Raw genomic sequence first — 16,816 nt, 5'->3', positions numbered from 1 at the left:
GGGTGGTAGATAGCTAGGCGTCAGCACGACGCAACAATGTTCAGACTCGCACCTCCACGTCATCGCGGAGGCAGAGATGCAGAACAATAGCAGTCAACCCTCGGCTGCGGCCGATACCCTTGCCATGGCGCAAGCATGCCAGGACCATTACATCGCGCAGCGGCTGCCGGCCTGGATGACGCGCCTCAGCGTGGCAGAATTCACCCTCCTGAGCGAGGCGCTGCCAGAGCTGTTGGCCTGCCGCGAAGGCTTGTCGGCAGCGTTGGCGCGGCTGAACAATCTGGATGCATTTGCCCATCCTTTGCTGCAAAAAGCGCTTGGCGCCCACGGCGATCTCGACGTGGATCGCCTGTACGTTCGCCAGTGGTACACCTTCCCCTCGCCTACGATCAATTATGTAACCGGCCGGCTACCCGTTGTCGCCAGCGACTACTACGACATCCCGGTGCTCGAGGCTGCGTTGGGTAATTTCACCGCAGAACAGCAGCGCGCCCAGCCGCGTGGCAACTGCCTGGTCGATGAGTGCGGCGCAAGGCGTAGTGAACTGCCTGCATCGGCCTTCGCCAAATTGTGTCGAGAGCTGGACCTTGGCCAGAAGTACCAGGCGCATCTGGACGCTGTTCTGCAGCCCGAAGTCAAACGATTGATAGCGCGACGACAACGCTACGGGATGTTGGTGGATGCCCTGCAGGCCAGGGCGCAAGGCGTATTGAGCGCAGGCCAGCTGCAGTGGGTGGTGGAGTTGTGCCTCCAGGGCACGCTGGGCAAGCTCGAAGGCGCACTGGTTCGCGTCCGACAGTTGGTGTTGTTTGGTTGCAGCTTGCAGCAGATCGTCGTGCTGGACGTGATCGATGAGGGCGTGTTGTACAACACCAGCAAGCGCGTGCTGGTGTACGTGCCGTGTGACCCGCACGGCCCCTGGAGCGTGGGCGCAGACCTTGAAGATTATGCCCGCCGGGTCCTTGGCAAACGCCTGCGCGAAGAGGGCTACCGGCGGTTTTTCAACCGCTTCGTGCGTCGTCGCGACAGCCAGCGATTCTTCTCGGCCGTCAGCGAACGGCTCGATGACGTGACCGGCTGGGCAACCAGGGACCTTGATGAGCAGACCTGCGCCTATCGCTTGGCGCTGTTCGAACACATTGCTGACGACTGGGTCGCCCGGATCAAGGACGATGCTGCGATCATTGCCCCGCCGGTGGCCCAGCTTGATCGCGAGGTCCAGGCCGAGCATGGTCGCCGTCTGCGTGCTGAAGGCTGGACCCTGTTGGGTATTGCAGGGTTTTTCGTGCCCGGCATCGGCGCGGTGTTGCTGGGGGTGATGGCCTGGGAGCTGCTTGAACAGACGTTTCAGGCTGTCGGGGACTGGCAGGACAACGAGCGCAATGCGGCGCTGGCGCATCTGCTGAATGTCGGCAAAGGGCTACTGGCCGTCGGTGCCACCGTTGCCGTTGTTGTTACGGCCCGTCGCGCCTGGAGCGAGGTGGACAAGCTGATACCGGCGCAGCTGGCTAGCGGCGAGGAAAAACTGTGGAATGCAGACCTCAGGCCCTATCGCTGCGAAAGCCCGCCGGACACGGCAGCCCTGGACAAGGAAGGCGTTCACCGCCTGGGCGAGCGTCGCTGGATCAGCATGGCGGGGCACTGGTATGAGGTGGCTTGGCGAGATGCCGATGAACAGTGGCAACTGCTCCCTTATCAGGGTTATGCGCCGCCGCTACGTCACAATGGTGCCGGTGCGTGGCGGCTGTGGTGCGAGCAGCCAGCCGAGTGGGACGACACCCACCAGCTGTTCCGTCGCCTGGGCAGGCCATTCAGCGACCTCGATGATGCGCAAATCGACCAGGCGCTCGCGGTTCATGGTCTTGACGACCAGCATTTACGGGCATGGCATGTGTATGGCCGGGCGCCGGAAGCCGTGCTGGTCGATACCGTCGACCGCATGGTCCTCGCCAGCCGGATCCGCACGTTGGTCCAGCAGTTGCGTGAGGGCGTGGCCACCGCCGATCCGCCGCTGCTGGAGCGGGTGATGCATCTACCCCAGGCAGCGGGCAAGGGCGGGGCAGCGCTGGCTGATGTGGCCTGGGCAGGGCGACGAGAGTTGTTGCAGAGTTTGTACGAAGAGCAGAATCCCGACACTGAAACTGGCAGCCCATTGCGCCGGGATTTTGCCAGCCTGCACCGTTTGGCCGCGGACGAGGTGCTGCGCGATGGCAGCGAGGAGGACTTGCAGCAGCTTCGCGAGACCGGCCGCGTGCCGTTGTTCATGGCCGAGGCGGCAAGGCTGCAGGTTGCGCGGATCCGAGTCGCGCGGGTGTATGAGGCGCTGAGTATCGATACGCCGCAAAACCTCGACCTGGCGCGGGTGGTGCTGAGTTTGCTGGTTCACGTGCGGGGGGCTGACGGGCCCGGGTGGCGATTGTTCGACGGTGATGCCAGTGAGCCGCTGCTGACTATCGAGGGCGCGGGGCAGACGTTTGACCTGCTTCACCAGCATGGGGAGTTCCGCTTGCGTGATCCCGCGCGGTCATCTGTCAGTGAGGCGGGCGAGTTGTTCGAGACCCTGGGCGCGGCCTATGACGAGCGGTCTCAGGCGGCCATCGGCCAAGGCCACGCTTTCGTGCCTGCACTGCGCCAAGCGCTGGCAGATGTTGCCATCGCCCATAGGCAGGCGGTGGTGAATGTGCTCAGGCTGAATCGCCCGAGCGGCTCGTTTCTCGCGCCTCGACGGCTCGATGACGGTCGGATCGGCTATCCCCTGGCGGGCGGCAGGTTGTGGGCCGCGCTGGGGCTGTCCAGGCCAAGGGCGTTTCAGGCACGGCTCCGGGACCTGTACCCGGCCTTCAGTGATGAACAGATCGGTCTCTGGCTGGCGTCAGACAACGCACCGACCAGGTTGCGCATGTTGGAACAGCAATACGCACTGCTCAGCACTCACCTGAACAAATGGGTCCGCAGTGCCTTTCCGACATCGGAACTGGCCGCCCGGCGTGAATTCAGAAAGGGCCTGATCGACTGCTGGCGCTGGCTTATCCCGGAACTTCAAGACGATGCGGCAGTGGAGGGCGGACGCTTCATGCTGACCCAGACCCGCAGCCGCTTGCAGCAACTGCCTGCATTGCCGGCGCAAGTAGGTTTTCCGCATGTCTCGATCCTGGCCTTGCGTTCCATGCGCCTGGAGCAGATTCCAGATGAGTTTCTGCGTGCATTTCCCAACTTGCGCAACCTGGAAATCACCCAGTGTCGCCTCAGGCGCCTGCCTTTGACTCTGATGCTGGCCCAAAAGCTGGAAGTGCTCGATCTGTCGGGTAACCAGATCGCTCTCGACGAAAGCCAGGCCCTGATCCTGGCGGGGTGTCGTTCGCTGGTGTACCTGAACCTTTCGGACAACCCATTGGGCAGGGCATTTTCGGTCTTCGCCATGACCGAGCTCAATGCCCTGCACCTGCCACACACCCAGATGCCCGAGTTTCCATACGGGGTGATGGATGCTCCGGACCTGCATACTCTCGACCTTTGCGGCAACAGTATTGCCGAGTTGCCCGAGGGTTTTCATCGGTCGCAACTGTGGCGCTCTGGCAGGGTCGGGCTCTCCGGCAATCTGCTGGCGGCTGCGCCTGAGGCGCTTACTGCCTGGCACTGGCTTGAGGCAAGCCGCGTTCCATACCGGCTGCGTTTTCTGGACGTATTGACAGCCGGGGATCGCGACGAAATGGCCGCGCTGTGGGTCCATCTTGAAGCAGAAGAACGCTCGGCTGACTTCTTCAACACCCTGTCGGTGCTGACGGCATCGGGAGCATTCCGGTTCTCGTCGACCGCGTCCTCTCTCGCATCTCGGGTACTCGAAATGTTCCAGGCGATGAATGAGGATGACGCGCTGAAGCGTGAGCTGTTCGAACATGCAGCGGCCACCGATTGCCAGGATAACGCCACTGCCCGTTTCGCTGACCTGGAACTGCGCGTGATGATATGGCGTGCGCGACGCGGCGAGTTTGCCCGGCAGCCTGAGCGGGCATTGCTATGGCTCGGTGGTCGGTTGTGGCGGTTGGCGTTGCTCGACCAGATTGCCGCTGAACATGCCCAGCGGCTGGGTGCGGGCAATGAGTCGATCGAATTCGCCCTGGCATACCGCATCGCCTTGCGCAGGGCTTTGGACTTACCCGCTCAGCCAGACGAAATGCTCTATCCAGGCATTGCTGCGCTGAGCAACCAGGACGTTCGCATGGCCCGTGAAACCGTCCTGGCGGGGCAGACCCGGGAAGGCATTGCTCAGTATCTGTCACGGCAGTGGTTCTGGCAGGATTACCAGCGCAAGACCTTCCCGGTGCGCCTGCAAGTGCCGCGTCATCTGCACGCGGAGCTGGAACGGCTGATGGCCGTGGGTGGCCGGGAAGCGGAGATCGCACGGCTGCACATCAGCAACCAGCAACGGGAGCACGCGGTGATGCTGCAGTTGACGCTGGAAGCGCTGGACAGGCATTCGCGACCGCGTCTGCTCCCCTAGCTGTTCAGACCTTGGTCAGATCCGCGTAGCGCCAGCGGCTTTGCGCTATGCTCAGACTGTGCGGTGATTTTTGCGCAGATGTTGCCGGCCGGTCATGGAAATCGGAAGTTACCTTTGTGCCGAGCACGTCTGTGGCTGTTGGTTTAGGCTCCCGCGTCGGATCTTTCTCCATGATCTGTAGTCTTTGGTTTATCGAGAGAATAAGGAGATACGCATGCTCGTCCGGTCACTGACCCTCGCTACCTTGCTCGCTGTCGCCGGCCCGCTGCTGGCGGCCGACAGTGACGCACCGCTGGCCAAGGAAGTGGGCAAGGCCAGGCCCTTGGTGGTCATCGCGCCCAGCAGCGCAGACCCAACCTTGCGCGGATTGAACAAGGCCCTCGAGGACCCGGCCACCCAGGCCGCCTTCAAGGAGCGCAATCTGGTGCTGTACAGCGTCGCGAACATGATGGGCAAGCGCGAAGACAAGAACCTCGAACAACAGACCACCATGGCCTTGATTCGTGAGCTGAAGCTGGGCGCGAGCAAGGGCACCAAGGTGATACTGGTGGGCAAGGACGGCGAGCGCCACATGCTCAAGGATGACGAGTCTGGCGAGCCCATCGACCCGCAGGCGATCCTCAAGGCGGTCGATGAGCTGCCTGCAAGCGAAAAGGCCGTGGCCGCACCTGAGCCTGTAGCGGCGGCGCCGGATACCAAGGCCAAGGACAGCAAGCCTGCCAAGCCAGCCAAGCCTGCAAAGCCGGCTGCGCCGCCAAAGCCGTTGGAAGACTGAACACCTGCATCGGCCCCGGTGCACCCGGGGCTGGCTCCAGGGTTGTGTATTGCATTGTATCTGGCTGCACAACAGACCCACTCACATACAAAACCGCAGCCCGCTCGATACAACCACGACACAGCGCAACGGCCTAATGGCTCCACTTCCAACCACAGTGGAGCTGCATCATGACTCAAGTACGAAACGCCATCGGCCTGCTGGGCGCCGCCCTGATCGGCAGCATGGCCTTGACCAGCAATGCATTCGCAGTTGAACCGTTGGCCCAGGGTTATCAACTGGCATCGGCCAAGGTGGCCGGCGAGGGCAAGTGTGGTGAAGGCAAGTGCGGCGGCAGCGGCAAGGCCAGCCAGAGTGAAGGTAAATGCGGCGAGGGCAAATGCGGCGACGCCTCGTTCACCAGGACCGACAGCAATCACGACGGCAAGGTTTCGCGGGAAGAGTTTCTGGCGGTGGCCAAGGACCGTGCCGCTGACTTCGACACGATCGACCGCAACCATGATGGTTTTATCTCTGAACAGGAAGCGGCCGATCACCTGAAGGCGATCTACCAGGCTAACGGCAAGGCCATGCCCGAGGGGCTGTTCAGCCACCTGGCCGGCAAACCCTGACGCATTTACCTCGTAGTGACGCAACGCCCCGCCTGCTGGTCAGGCGGGGCGTTGTGCCTGTTGGAGACCTGGATATGCACCTTACGACGTTGAATACCGGGCTTGGCCTGCGTCGCGGCCTGCTGCCCGAATTGCTGGCGATGAGCGCCGGTGCAGTGGACTTTCTCGAATGTGCACCGGAAAACTGGATTGCCGTTGGCGGTGCTTATGGCAAAGGCCTCGCCCAGCTGGCTGAGCGTTTTACCATCACCTGCCACGGATTGTCGTTGTCGCTGGGTGGCAGTGCGCCGCTGGATAGCAACCTGCTCAACAAGACCCGCCAGTTTCTTGATCGCCACCAGGTGCAGTTGTACAGCGAACACCTGAGTTATTGCAGCGATGACGGGCACCTGTACGACCTGCTGCCCATTCCATTTACCGATGAAGCCGTGCGCCATGTGGCCGCGCGCATACGCCAGGCGCAAGCGCACCTTGAGCGGCGCATTGCCGTGGAAAACATCAGCTATTACGCCGCACCGTACCAGGCGATGAGTGAGCTCGAATTCATCCGGGCGGTACTCGATGAGGCCGACTGTGACCTGCTGCTGGACGTCAATAACGTCTTCGTCAATGCCTGCAATCACGGATACGACGCCAAGGCGTTTCTTGAGGGCCTCCCTGTGGCGAGGGTGACCGGCATGCACGTGGCTGGCCATTACGATGAAGCGCCAGACCTCAAGGTCGACACCCATGGGGCACCGGTCAAGGAAGAGGTATGGGCGCTGTACGCGGTCGCCTGCGCGCGCTTTGGCGTGCAGCCGACCGTGCTCGAGCGTGACTTCAACTACCCGCCACTGGCCGAGCTGTTGGCCGAGGCGGCGCGTATCCGCGCTGTACAGCGTGTTTCGGGTGGGCAAGTGGATGAATGAGACCCTGCGTGAACAGCAATACGCCCTGGCCCGGTACCTGCGCGATCCCCAGCATAATGCCCCGCCGCCCGGCGTGGAGGCCCGGCGCTTGAAGGTTTACCGTGAATTGTTCTACGGCGCTATCGAAGGCCTTTTGGCCGGGAGCTTTCCGGTGATGCGCCAGGCTTTGGGCGAGCAGCGCTGGCATGCCCGGGTACGTGACTTCTACGCCAGCTACCGAAGCCAGACCCCCTTGTTTACCGAGATTGCCGAAGCGTTCGTTGATTATCTGCAAAGCGTCGAGCTGGATGCGCCCTGGCAGTTGGAGCTGGCCCACTACGAGTGGATCGAGTCGCAGCTCTACCTGAGCGATGCCGAGGACCCGCTGCATGACCCTGCGGGTGACCTGCTGAACGGGGAGCCGCTGTTGTCTTGTGTGGCGCGGGTACTGGCCTATCGTTGGCCGGTGGAGCGGATCGGCGCGGACTATCAGCCAACGATTGCAGCGCAGACGCCAACCTTGCTGCTGGTATATCGCGATGCCGGGTTGCAGGTGCGCTTTGCGCGGGTGGCGCCGCTGGTATATCAGTTGCTGGCGCTGGAGCAGGGCACCGGTCGGGCGCGGCTGGAGGCATTGGGAGGGGATTTGCAGCAAGGGCGGATATTGCTGGAAGGGTTACGCGAGCAGGGCGTCATCGTTGGTACGGTTTGAGGGCCTTGGGGCTGCGCAGCAGCCCCAGCCATTTCACCTGCACAATCGTGCACTGAGCCAATGATCCAGGCTAAACCGACCGGCCCCCTTCAGCAGCAAGGGCAGCAACGCCACCAGGTAGATCAGTGGCAACTTGTAATTGCCGAAGCCCTGGTCGGTAATGGCATATCCTTGGGCCAGTTCGGCCAGGCTCGACCAGTGCGCCGGCCAGTGCACTGCCGCTATTGCCACGACGGTCACCACCATCAGGCCCAATGATGCCAGGCGGGTACCGAGGCCCAGCAACAGCAGCAACGGCAGCACAAGCTCCGCCCACATCGACAGTTGCCAATTCAGCTCGGCGGGCAGCAGGTTGAAGGGGAACGGGAAGCCTCCTTGCAGGTCGGCAAACCAGTTGCTGCCATTGAACTTCTCCAGCCCGGATTCGAAAAACTCCCAGGCCAGGAACAGCCGTAACGGCAGGTCCGCGCTCCAGTTGCCGAAGCGGTCGAAGGTGGTCAGGGTAAAGGCTTTCATCAAGGTGGCTCCCGGGTCTGGTTGTGTGACCGGAAGTGTGTGACGGTGGGGTATCTGCAGTGTGTCGGCGGTGCTGGGGTTGTGTACCCGATTGTAGGTGCGCGCTCGCCTGTCAGCTGAGCTCGATCCGCGCGCACAGCCCGCCACTGTCGCGGTTGCTCAGGGTCAGCCGACCCCCCATGGCCTGGATCAGCTGGTGGGCAATGGCGAGGCCCAGCCCGGTGCCGCCCGTGCTGCGATTGCGTGAACCCTCCACTCTGTAGAACGGCTTGAGCACTTCATCCAGCTCGTCGGCGGGAATGCCAGGCCCGTTGTCGAGCACACGGATCACGGTCATGCCGCCCTCGCGGCACACCTCCAGCTCGGCGGCGCCGGCAAACTTGAGGGCGTTGTCCACCAGGTTCACCAGCACTCGGCGCAGGGCGTGCGGGCGGGTTTCCAGCAGGCTGCCGGTGCTGCCATTGCGCTCTACCTGCGCGCCGCTGTCCTGGTAGTCGAACACCAGGCTGTCGAGGAAGGCGTCGAGGTTGATCCTGCACGGGGCTTCAGTGCTGGTATCCATGCTGCGGGCGTACGCTACACCTTCGCGCACCAGGTGCTCCATTTCGCCCAGGTCGCTCCACAGTTTTTCTTTTTCAACCCCTTCGTCCATCACCTCGACACGCAGCTTCATGCGTGTGATCGGCGTTTGCAGGTCGTGAGAAATGGCCGCCAGCAGCTGCATGCGTTCCTTGAGGTGGGCGGTAATGCGCGCCTGCAGGGCGTTGAAGGCCACAGCGGCGTAGCGCACCTCGCGCGGGCCGCTTTCATCCAGCTGTATGCCGGGTTTGTCCGGGTCGAGGTTGTCCACCGCGCGGGCCAGGCGGGTCAGAGGGCCTATGGCCAGGTGCACGGCCAACCAGGTGCACAGCAACAAGACGGCCAGCTGGATCAGCAACACCATGGGCAGCCAGCGGGCCACCGGTACCGGCGATGGGGTGACGTCGATGGTCAGCGGTGCGCCATCGGCCAGGCTCAGGTGCGCCTGAAAGTGGGCATTCGGGCCGGGTATGTCCTGGAAGGTCAGGCGGTAGTCGCTGCCGATGGCCTTGACGATCGACTCGGCGGCCATGGGCGGGTCGCTGCCGGGCATCACTTCGCCGGCCAGGCCCTGATCGAGACGGTAGCGGTAGGTATGCCGTTCCAGGCGCGGCAGCCAGGCCGCACGTTCGGCCGCGGGCAGGCGGTCGAGGATGGCCACCGATGTGGCCACATCCTGCTCCAGGTTGCTGAGCATCATCGAGCGGCTGCTGATGTAGCGCTCGTAGGCCTGCAGGCCAAACGACAAGCCGTACGCCAGCACCAGGCCGGTGAAGAAGATCAGCGCCAGGCGCGAAGCCAGGGTGCGTGGCCACTTCATGACGGCGACTCGAGCAGTTGCACCGGCAGCGAGAACACATAGCCTTCGCTGCGCACGGTCTTGATGCAGCTGGGTTCGCGGGCGTCGTCGCCCAGGCGCTGGCGCAGGCGGCTGACCAGCAGGTCGATGGAGCGGTCGAACAGGTCGGCTTCGCGGCCCTGGGTCAGGTTGAGCAGCTGTTCGCGGCTGAGCACCCGCTGCGGGTGGTCGAGAAACACCCGCAACAAGCGGTACTCGGCGCCACTCAGGGCCACCAGGGTGCCTTCGTTGTCGAGCAGGTGGCGTGCGGTGGTGTCCAGCCGCCATTGGCCGAAGCGCAGCAGGCGGCTGCTTTCGCTGATGGTGAGGTTGGGTGGCAGCATGCGCGTGCGGCGCAGCACGGCATTGATACGGGCAAGCAGTTCGCGGGCAGAGAACGGCTTGGTGAGGTAATCGTCGGCGCCCATTTCAAGGCCGATGATGCGGTCGGTTTCATCGTTGCGGGCCGTCAGCATCAACACGGGGGTGTTGCGGTGCTTGCCGGCGCGCAATTCGCGGCACAGCAGCAGGCCATCGTCGCCGGGCATCATGATGTCGAGGACGATCAGGTCGACGCTGTTGGCTTCGAGGAAGGCGCGCATCTGCCGGCCGTCGGCGACGATGCTGGTGCGCAGGCCGTTCTTCTTCAGGTAGTTGCCGACCAGTTCGCGGATCTCGCGGTCGTCGTCGACGATCAGGATGTGATCGACGTGTTCCATGCGCAGCGTTCCTGTTCGAGTGGGGTTGGCGCAGTGTACCCGGCGTGTCTGCGCTTGCCTGCGGGGCTTTGTATTGCAGTGTATCTGCCAGGGATGGCAACCGTGCATTGGGTTGCTTGAAGCGGCTCTAGCCTAGGCAGCGCAGCGCTGGGAATCGACCGCCTGGCCGATAAAAGCCGGGTACGGGTTCGGTTCAGAGCCTGATTGCACTACTGCGCGTACAATGACGCCTCGGGTAACTGTATTTCAGTGGCTCATTACCGAGTAGCCTCCATGTACCAGACATACCCCGGCGCAGCCCAAAGAGCCCACGAACGCCTTTGCGAGCAAATTGAAACGTTCCTCCAGCATGGCGGCCATATCCAGCACGTAGCCAGCGGTGTCACCGGTACCCCGTATGGCGTAGCCAAAGTCCAGTGGCACAAGGAACGTACAGCCAAGCCCTGATGGCCTGCCTTTGCGCCTGAACCCACCACCATTCGGGCGCTTCAATACCTATTCTTGAAGGGGCACGCCCGTGAGCGAAGAGCCGAGCGACTGTGTAATCGCCGTTTGCATAGGTATTTCTGAACAACAAGTGACCCAATACCGGCGGGAGAGCTTTCTGCTGGGAGACGGCTCATGGCTCGTGCATTTCGCTTTCATCATGCCCAAAGAGCTTCGCCTTCAACTCACCGGCAGTTTTACACTCTTGTTGAAAGCCTCACGAGCGCCTGGCGATACCCGCCAGGCCGACGAGTTTGGGCCATGAAGCGCTTTAAATACTGCAATAATGCGCAAAGAAGGTCGTTATTGTTTTCCCGTTTTATAAAGAGCGGCTGATAGATTGTGTCCGGTGGTCTGATACCTGTCTTTTGTTTTCAGGCAGGGCGCATACTCAATAAGCTCAGAATATCTGGGCCTATGAGAGGTGCTTATGTACGGTAAAAACCAGACAGGGGAAGGCTCGCCAGAGAGTGATCCGGAAATTGATCAGGATCGCCAAGTGTCGGGCAATGATCGTCTTGTTCAGTCTCCAACTGATGATCGGGATGATTACATCGATCCTGACCCTGTTACTGAGGCCGAGCCAGTGCCTGCAGAACAGCTGTTGGCCTCGAATGCACCGAGATTCAGCCGCCATTCGGACGGCCCGGATACCCCGTGGAGACGCGCCTGGCTGCACTGACCCTGTGCTGATAGATCGCATGACAAAGCATGCTTTTTTCCAGCGTTCCACATCTTGAAGAACAGTATGATGAGCCATTTAAAACAGGTGGCTCTATCGAGGTTTTTATGAAAGATAAGCAAACCGTTCAAAGCGGTAGTTGTTCGGGTGATGGTGACAATAAATCCACTCCCCGTTCCAGCAAAGGTGAAAACAGAGGGCCGTTTACAGAGCGTGCTTCGAGGGCTGAGTTGTACAGCCGTCACGATAAAGTTGAACCTGCGAGTGACAACAAACGTTAGTGTGTGACGCCTTGAAACTATTGTATCCGTTTGTACAGCCGGGGCGCCCTTCGTGGGCGCCTTCTTTTTTATAACTACCTGCTTGCGAAGGGTTTTCCATGATTTCACGAGGTTTTTCCGACAGGGATGCAGCTACAGGCGGACGCACATCCCGGCGTTGAGTGACACAGACGGGATACTTGGCAGGCGTCAAATGGCTCTCGACCGGGGAACAACACGCCCCACTGCCAAACGTTGCACAGGAGAGATGCCATGAACTTCAAGACTTTCGCCAGCGCCAGCCTGTTCGCCTTGCTCAGCTTTGGCGCCATTGCCGCCCAGGCCGCCACCGCACCCATGGACGATGCCGGTGCCATGCAATACCGCTACGGTGAACACCTGGATGTGAAGAAAGTGCTGTCGGTGCAGGACGACCAGAGCAACGCCTGCGGCCTGGTGAACACCCGTATGGACTACCTCGACTCCAACGGCCATCAGCAGAGCGTGCAGTACCGCACCTATGCCACCGGTGGTTGCCATGAGAATTGATCGCCCCCTGATGCTGAAGGTGGGTGGTATTGCCCTGGCGTTGACGGGGCTGGGGTTGGCGGGGCACCTGATGGCCCGTGACAGCTACGGCGCCATGCCGTCGCTGTCGGGGGCCAGCCAGTGGATCAACTCGACTCCGCTGGATGGGCCAGCGCTCAAGGGTAAGGTGGTGCTGGTGGACTTCTGGACCTGGGACTGCATCAACTGCCAGCGCAGCCTGCCTCATGTGAACGACTGGGCGCGGCGTTATGCCGATCAGGGGCTGGTGGTGGTGGGCGTACATACGCCGGAGTACGACTACGAACACGACCTGGGCACCCTGCGAAACAAGGTGGCCGGGTTGGGTATCGGTTACCCGGTGGCGGTGGATAATGACTATAAGGTGTGGAATGCCTGGGGCAACCAGTTCTGGCCGGCGCATTATTTTGTCGACCGTAAAGGACAGGTGCGCCATGTGCACTTTGGCGAGGGGGATTATGGCGAGCAGGAGCAGGTGATCCAGGCTTTGCTGGCTGAAAAAGGTGATTAGCCTGTACCGGCCTCCTCGCGGCGTCGAACCGCCGCGAAGAGGCCAACACTTGTCTATCAGGTGAAACTGGCAAAGTGCGCCTGCATCCGCGCCGCATCCGCCTGGCGCCCGCTGAACAGCTCGAATGCCTTTACCGCTTGGAACACCGCCATATTGCTGCCGTCCAGCGTGCGGCAACCCAGTGCCCGAGCTGCGCGCAGCAGTTCGGTTTCCAGCGGGAAGTAGATGATTTCCGCCACCCACAAGCGCGCATGCAGCAGCTCGACCGGTAGCGGTGTACCCGGCAGCTTGGCCATGCCCACCGGCGTGGTGTTGACCAGCCCGTCCGCCTCGGCCAGGGCCGTGGCCAGGTCAGTGCCGAGCACGGCGCGCCCAGCGCCGAAATGGCCATTCAGGTTGTCTACCAGCGCTTGCGCGCGGGCCGTATCCACTTCGAACAGCACCAATTGTTCGACCCCTTCAATCAGCAGGGCGTGGGCTACGGCGGAACCGGCGCCACCGCCACCCATCTGCACCACCTGGCGCCGAGCCACATCGGGCAGGCCGCGGCGCAAGCCTTCGGCAAAGCCCAGGCAGTCGGTGTTGTGGCCGACGCGCTTGCCGTCCTTCAGCACCACGGTATTCACCGCGCCGATGCCCCGGGCTTCTTCCGACAGTTCGTCGAGCAGCGGCAGGATCGACTGCTTGAACGGGTAGGTGATGTTCAGCCCGGTGAAACCGGTGTGCTGCGCGGCGTCGAGCAGGCCGGGCAGGGCGCTGTCTTCCAGTTGCAACTGGTCTGCATCGATCAGCCGGTACAGGTAGCGCAGGGCCTGGGCGTCACCTTCGTGTTCGTGCAGGGCAGGGGTACGCGACAGCTGGATGCCGCGGCCGATCAAGCCGGCGAGGATGGCGTGCTGGCTCATGCCGTGCGCTCCTGGAACATTTCGGCGAAGTGGCTGAGGGCCATGCGGTAGCCATGGCTGCCCAGACCGCAGATCACGCCGACGGCGATGGACGATACGAATGACAGGTGGCGGAACGGCTCGCGCTTGTGCACGTTGGACAGGTGCACTTCGATGACTGGCAGTTCGCTGGCCACCAGGGCGTCGCGGATGGCCACCGAGGTGTGGGTCCAGGCGCCGGGGTTGATCACGATACCTGCGCAACGGCCGCGGGCGGCGTGGATCCAGTCGATCAGTTCGCCTTCGTGGTTGGTTTGGCGGAACTCGATTTCCAGGCCGTGGGCATGGGCAGTATCGGCACAGCTCTGAGCCAGGTCAGCAAGGGTTTCGTGGCCATATTGGGCAGGCTCGCGGGTACCCAGCATGTTCAGGTTGGGGCCGTTGAGCACGAGAATAAGGGGCTTCATGACGAGCATCGCTTTGTTGTTGTTGGATGCACCTAGTTTTGTACTGCCTGGTTAGTTTAGTCAATTGGCCTAAAACGTCGTACCGGGAAAGTGGGCGATTATCGAACTCTTGAAGTTGGCGGAGCCTCTGTAGTAGCGGCCTTGTGTCGCGAACGGGGCGCGCAGCGGCCCCACATTTTCAGCTTCGCCGCCTATAACGCGGGGGCTGCTCTGCAGCCCTTTCGCGACGCAAGGCCGCTCCTACAAGGGATCTTCGTATCTCCGGGTGCATTACAGAATTGTAATTTTTCCGCCACCGCCCCGATAAGCACGGCTTTCTACAGTCCTTCGCCTACACGCGTCGACGAGGATTTGTTCGTGCCCATCCCCCGCAAGATCGCCTTGCTCTGCCTGTTGCTGGCCAGTGCCACCAGCGCCCAGGCCAGTCAGAGCCTGAGCCTGCCGCAGGCGCTGGCCGCCGCCTTTGCGCAAAACCCGGAACTGGCCGCAGCCGGCCGGGAAATCGGCATTGCCGACGGTGAGCGGCGCCAGGCCGGGTTGATCCCCAACCCAGAGCTCTCCTGGGAGGTCGAGGACACCCGCCGCGATACCAGCACCACCACCGTCACCCTCAGCCAGCCGCTGGAACTGGGCGGCAAGCGCGGCGCACGTATTGCCGTGGCCGGCACCGGCCAGGCCATGGCCCAGCTTGGCCTGGAACGCCAGCGCAACGGCCTGCGTGCCGATGTGGTGCAGGCGTTTCACGCCGCCTTGCGCGCGCAGACCGCGCTGGAGCTGGCGCAGCAATCACAGGCGTTGACCGAGCGTGGGCTGCGCGTGGTGCAGGGCCGGGTGGCCGCTGGCCAGTCCTCGCCCGTGGAGGCCACCCGTGCCCAGGTGCAACTGGCCCAGGCCCAGGCTGAAGTGCGCCGCGCGCACACCCAGCGCAGTGTGGCCTACCAGGCTCTGGCACGGCTGACCGGCAGCCCGTTGGCAAGCTTCGACCTGTTGCAGGCCGCCAACCTTTCGCCTGGCGTGGCGCCCAGTGCCGACGCCTTGCTCGACCGGGTCGCACAAACGGCCGAATGGCGTCTGGCTGCTGCCCAGGTCGAGCGCGGCGACGCGTCGCTGGGCTCGGAAAAGGCACAGCGTATTCCCAACCTCACCGTCAGCCTCGGCAGCCAGTACAGCCGCGAAGACCGCGAACGGGTGAATGTGGTTGGCCTGTCCATGCCATTGCCACTGTTCGACCGCAACCAGGGCAACGTGCTGGCGGCTGCACGCCGTGCCGACCAGGCGCGTGACCTGCGTAACGCTGTGGAACTGCGCCTGCGCAGCGAAACCCGCAGCGCTGTCAGCCAGTGGCACACGGCGATGCAGGAGGTAGAGGCCTACGACCGCACCATCCTGCCTTCTGCGCAGCAGGCCGTGGACACCGCCACCCGTGGTTTTGAAATGGGCAAGTTCGCGTTCCTCGATGTACTCGACGCCCAGCGCACGCTGATCGAGGCCCGCGGCCTGTACCTCGAGGCGCTGGCATCGGCGACCGACGCGCGGGCGCAGGTCGAGCGGATTTATGGCGACCTCGATGACCTGAGCACCCCCTTGAACAGCAGGAGCAACAATGACTAACCCACGCAAGATAGCCCTTCTGGCCGCCGCCATGGCCGCGCTCGGCCTGGGTGCGCTGGCCTGGACCGGCAACCTCGGCCAGGCGTCGAATGTGCAGGTCGGGCACGACGACCATGGCGAAGACAGCCATGGCCATGGCGCCGACAAGGCCGCTGAAGGCCATGCAGAGGAAGGGCACGGCGAAGAAGAGGGCCAGTTGCACCTGTCCGCCGCCCAGATCGAGGCCGCCGGTGTGCAGTTGGTTGCCGCCGGCCCTGCTGAGTTGGGCACCGTCTTCAGCTTCCCGGGGGAGATCCGTTTCGACGAGGACCGGACTGCTCACGTGGTGCCGCGTGTACCCGGCGTGGTCGAGGCGGTGCAAGCCGAACTGGGCCAGCCGGTCAAGCGTGGCCAGGTACTGGCGGTGATCGCCAGCCAGCAGATTTCTGACCTGCGCAGCGAGCAGCAGGCCGCCCAACGCCGCCTGGAGCTGGCGCGCCTGACCTTCCAGCGCGAACAGCAGCTGTGGCAGGAGCGCATCAGCGCCGAGCAGGATTACCTGCAGGCGCGCCAGGCACTGCAAGAGGCCGAGATCGCCTTGGCCAACGCCCGGCAAAAGGTCGCTGCCGTAGGCCCGGCCGGCGCTGGCAACCGCTATGAACTGCGCGCGCCGTTCGATGCGGTCGTGGTGGAAAAGCACCTGAGCGTGGGCGAGGTGGTCGACGAGACCAGCAACGCCTTCACCTTGTCTGACCTGAGCCGGGTCTGGGCCACCTTCGCCGTGGCGCCACGTGACCTGGACAAGGTGGTGACCGGCCGCAATGTCACGGTCAGTGCCCCAGACCTGGGCGCCCAGGTCGAGGGCAAGGTCAACTATGTCGGCAGCCTGCTCGGCGAGCAGAACCGCGCCGCCACAGTCCGCGCCACCTTGGCCAACCCCAACGGCGCCTGGCGCCCCGGCCTGTTCGTGAATATTGCGGTCAGCGTCGAGCGCTTCAATGCCGCCGTGGTGGTGCCGCAAAGCGCCCTGCAAACCTGGGAAGACCAGACCGTTGTGTTTGCCCGCACTGAGGAAGGCTTCGAGGCCCGCCCGGTAAAGGCCGGCCGCCGCGACGCCGGCCAGGTGGAAATTACCAGCGGCCTGGCCGCCGGCACCCAGATAGCCGCCGCTGGCAGCTTTGTCCTCAAGTCGGAGCTGGGCAAGGGCTCGGCCGAGCATAGCCATTGATCA

Annotated in this window: 18 protein-coding genes; 13 read left to right on the top strand and 5 right to left on the bottom strand. The window is 62.9% G+C overall.

The genetic code is table 11. The features are described from left to right. The first annotated feature begins 76 nt into the window (after window positions 1-76). From N805_RS12570 to N805_RS12550, 5 genes are all read left to right on the top strand, one after another. Window positions 77-4,501, top strand: coding sequence for an NEL-type E3 ubiquitin ligase domain-containing protein (locus N805_RS12570; RefSeq protein ID WP_019471106.1), 4,425 nt, complete (start codon window positions 77-79; stop codon window positions 4,499-4,501). A 214-nt stretch (window positions 4,502-4,715) separates the two neighbouring features. Next, window positions 4,716-5,276, top strand: a complete 561-nt coding sequence (locus N805_RS12565) for a DUF4174 domain-containing protein (protein ID WP_019471107.1) — start codon at window positions 4,716-4,718, stop codon at window positions 5,274-5,276. Window positions 5,277-5,446: 170 nt separating this feature from the next. Next, complete coding sequence (locus N805_RS12560) at window positions 5,447-5,887, top strand: hypothetical protein (RefSeq protein WP_019471108.1); 441 nt, start codon at window positions 5,447-5,449, stop codon at window positions 5,885-5,887. Window positions 5,888-5,961: 74 nt separating this feature from the next. After that, window positions 5,962-6,795: a DUF692 domain-containing protein gene (locus tag N805_RS12555; protein WP_019471109.1), complete on the top strand. Its 834-nt coding sequence runs from the start codon at window positions 5,962-5,964 to the stop codon at window positions 6,793-6,795. Next, window positions 6,788-7,486, top strand: coding sequence for a DNA-binding domain-containing protein (locus N805_RS12550; protein ID WP_019471110.1), 699 nt, complete (start codon window positions 6,788-6,790; stop codon window positions 7,484-7,486). The genes N805_RS12555 and N805_RS12550 overlap by 8 nt, the downstream gene beginning before the upstream one ends. Window positions 7,487-7,519: 33 nt before the next feature. Here the strand turns inward: N805_RS12550 and N805_RS12545 are convergent, their stop codons facing one another. From N805_RS12545 to N805_RS12535, 3 genes are all read right to left on the bottom strand, one after another. Next, complete coding sequence (locus tag N805_RS12545) at window positions 7,520-8,002, bottom strand: DoxX family protein (RefSeq protein WP_019471111.1); 483 nt, start codon at window positions 8,000-8,002, stop codon at window positions 7,520-7,522. 112 nt (window positions 8,003-8,114) lie between these two features. Continuing rightward, window positions 8,115-9,401, bottom strand: a complete 1,287-nt coding sequence (locus tag N805_RS12540) for a sensor histidine kinase (RefSeq protein ID WP_019471112.1) — start codon at window positions 9,399-9,401, stop codon at window positions 8,115-8,117. Further along, complete coding sequence (locus N805_RS12535; RefSeq protein WP_019471113.1) at window positions 9,398-10,138, bottom strand: response regulator; 741 nt, start codon at window positions 10,136-10,138, stop codon at window positions 9,398-9,400. Before N805_RS12535 ends, N805_RS12540 begins: the two co-directional genes overlap by 4 nt. A gap of 273 nt (window positions 10,139-10,411) precedes the next feature. Between N805_RS12535 and N805_RS31270 the strand changes: the two genes are divergently transcribed. The 6 genes from N805_RS31270 (at window position 10,412) to N805_RS12520 (ending at window position 12,644) form a co-directional block, all read left to right on the top strand. Continuing rightward, entirely contained in the window at window positions 10,412-10,585 is a 174-nt protein-coding gene (locus tag N805_RS31270; protein WP_165931594.1) for a hypothetical protein, read from the top strand. 70 nt (window positions 10,586-10,655) lie between these two features. After that, the gene (locus N805_RS29845; protein ID WP_080956801.1) at window positions 10,656-10,889 is read left to right on the top strand and encodes a hypothetical protein; all 234 of its coding nucleotides are present in this window, start codon (window positions 10,656-10,658) and stop codon (window positions 10,887-10,889) included. A 165-nt stretch (window positions 10,890-11,054) separates the two neighbouring features. Next, on the top strand, window positions 11,055-11,306 hold the full coding sequence (locus N805_RS30515; protein WP_155412690.1) for a hypothetical protein: 252 nt from the start codon (window positions 11,055-11,057) through the stop codon (window positions 11,304-11,306). Window positions 11,307-11,335: 29 nt separating this feature from the next. Then, a complete protein-coding gene (locus N805_RS30510; protein ID WP_155412689.1) occupies window positions 11,336-11,587 on the top strand; it encodes a hypothetical protein in 252 nt (83 codons plus the stop codon). A 252-nt stretch (window positions 11,588-11,839) separates the two neighbouring features. After that, window positions 11,840-12,115, top strand: coding sequence for a DUF2790 domain-containing protein (locus tag N805_RS12525; protein ID WP_019471115.1), 276 nt, complete (start codon window positions 11,840-11,842; stop codon window positions 12,113-12,115). Window positions 12,116-12,125: 10 nt separating this feature from the next. Continuing rightward, the gene (locus N805_RS12520; RefSeq protein WP_019471116.1) at window positions 12,126-12,644 is read left to right on the top strand and encodes a thioredoxin family protein; all 519 of its coding nucleotides are present in this window, start codon (window positions 12,126-12,128) and stop codon (window positions 12,642-12,644) included. 56 nt (window positions 12,645-12,700) lie between these two features. On the opposite strand, the gene N805_RS12515 is transcribed toward N805_RS12520, so the two are convergent. After that, the gene (locus tag N805_RS12515) at window positions 12,701-13,549 is read right to left on the bottom strand and encodes a shikimate dehydrogenase (protein WP_019471117.1); all 849 of its coding nucleotides are present in this window, start codon (window positions 13,547-13,549) and stop codon (window positions 12,701-12,703) included. Next, on the bottom strand, window positions 13,546-13,995 hold the full coding sequence (gene aroQ / locus N805_RS12510) for a type II 3-dehydroquinate dehydratase (protein ID WP_019471118.1): 450 nt from the start codon (window positions 13,993-13,995) through the stop codon (window positions 13,546-13,548). Before aroQ ends, N805_RS12515 begins: the two co-directional genes overlap by 4 nt. A gap of 357 nt (window positions 13,996-14,352) precedes the next feature. Here aroQ and N805_RS12505 point away from each other — a divergent pair, with 357 nt between their 5' ends. Then, a complete protein-coding gene (locus N805_RS12505) occupies window positions 14,353-15,606 on the top strand; it encodes a TolC family protein (RefSeq protein ID WP_019471119.1) in 1,254 nt (417 codons plus the stop codon). Next, on the top strand, window positions 15,599-16,813 hold the full coding sequence (locus tag N805_RS12500; protein ID WP_019471120.1) for an efflux RND transporter periplasmic adaptor subunit: 1,215 nt from the start codon (window positions 15,599-15,601) through the stop codon (window positions 16,811-16,813). The genes N805_RS12505 and N805_RS12500 overlap by 8 nt, the downstream gene beginning before the upstream one ends. Window positions 16,814-16,816 lie beyond the last annotated feature (3 nt).

The organism is Pseudomonas putida S13.1.2, from assembly GCF_000498395.2.
GTDB classification, from domain to species: Bacteria; Pseudomonadota; Gammaproteobacteria; order Pseudomonadales; family Pseudomonadaceae; genus Aquipseudomonas; species Aquipseudomonas putida_Q.
This window is presented reverse-complemented; position numbering and strand designations above follow the sequence as displayed.

Coding starts and splice junctions, on each gene's coding strand:
- N805_RS30510 (WP_155412689.1), top strand. CDS start 11,336: ATGCTTTTTTCCAGCGTTCCACATCTTGAAGAACAGTATGATGAGCCA.
- N805_RS30515 (WP_155412690.1), top strand. CDS start 11,055: ATGTACGGTAAAAACCAGACAGGGGAAGGCTCGCCAGAGAGTGATCCG.
- N805_RS12560 (WP_019471108.1), top strand. CDS start 5,447: ATGACTCAAGTACGAAACGCCATCGGCCTGCTGGGCGCCGCCCTGATC.
- N805_RS12565 (WP_019471107.1), top strand. CDS start 4,716: ATGCTCGTCCGGTCACTGACCCTCGCTACCTTGCTCGCTGTCGCCGGC.
- N805_RS12545 (WP_019471111.1), bottom strand. CDS start 8,002: ATGAAAGCCTTTACCCTGACCACCTTCGACCGCTTCGGCAACTGGAGC.
- aroQ (WP_019471118.1), bottom strand. CDS start 13,995: ATGAAGCCCCTTATTCTCGTGCTCAACGGCCCCAACCTGAACATGCTG.
- N805_RS12540 (WP_019471112.1), bottom strand. CDS start 9,401: ATGAAGTGGCCACGCACCCTGGCTTCGCGCCTGGCGCTGATCTTCTTC.
- N805_RS12570 (WP_019471106.1), top strand. CDS start 77: ATGCAGAACAATAGCAGTCAACCCTCGGCTGCGGCCGATACCCTTGCC.
- N805_RS12520 (WP_019471116.1), top strand. CDS start 12,126: ATGCTGAAGGTGGGTGGTATTGCCCTGGCGTTGACGGGGCTGGGGTTG.
- N805_RS12500 (WP_019471120.1), top strand. CDS start 15,599: ATGACTAACCCACGCAAGATAGCCCTTCTGGCCGCCGCCATGGCCGCG.
- N805_RS12555 (WP_019471109.1), top strand. CDS start 5,962: ATGCACCTTACGACGTTGAATACCGGGCTTGGCCTGCGTCGCGGCCTG.
- N805_RS12535 (WP_019471113.1), bottom strand. CDS start 10,138: ATGGAACACGTCGATCACATCCTGATCGTCGACGACGACCGCGAGATC.
- N805_RS12515 (WP_019471117.1), bottom strand. CDS start 13,549: ATGAGCCAGCACGCCATCCTCGCCGGCTTGATCGGCCGCGGCATCCAG.
- N805_RS12550 (WP_019471110.1), top strand. CDS start 6,788: ATGAATGAGACCCTGCGTGAACAGCAATACGCCCTGGCCCGGTACCTG.
- N805_RS31270 (WP_165931594.1), top strand. CDS start 10,412: ATGTACCAGACATACCCCGGCGCAGCCCAAAGAGCCCACGAACGCCTT.
- N805_RS12525 (WP_019471115.1), top strand. CDS start 11,840: ATGAACTTCAAGACTTTCGCCAGCGCCAGCCTGTTCGCCTTGCTCAGC.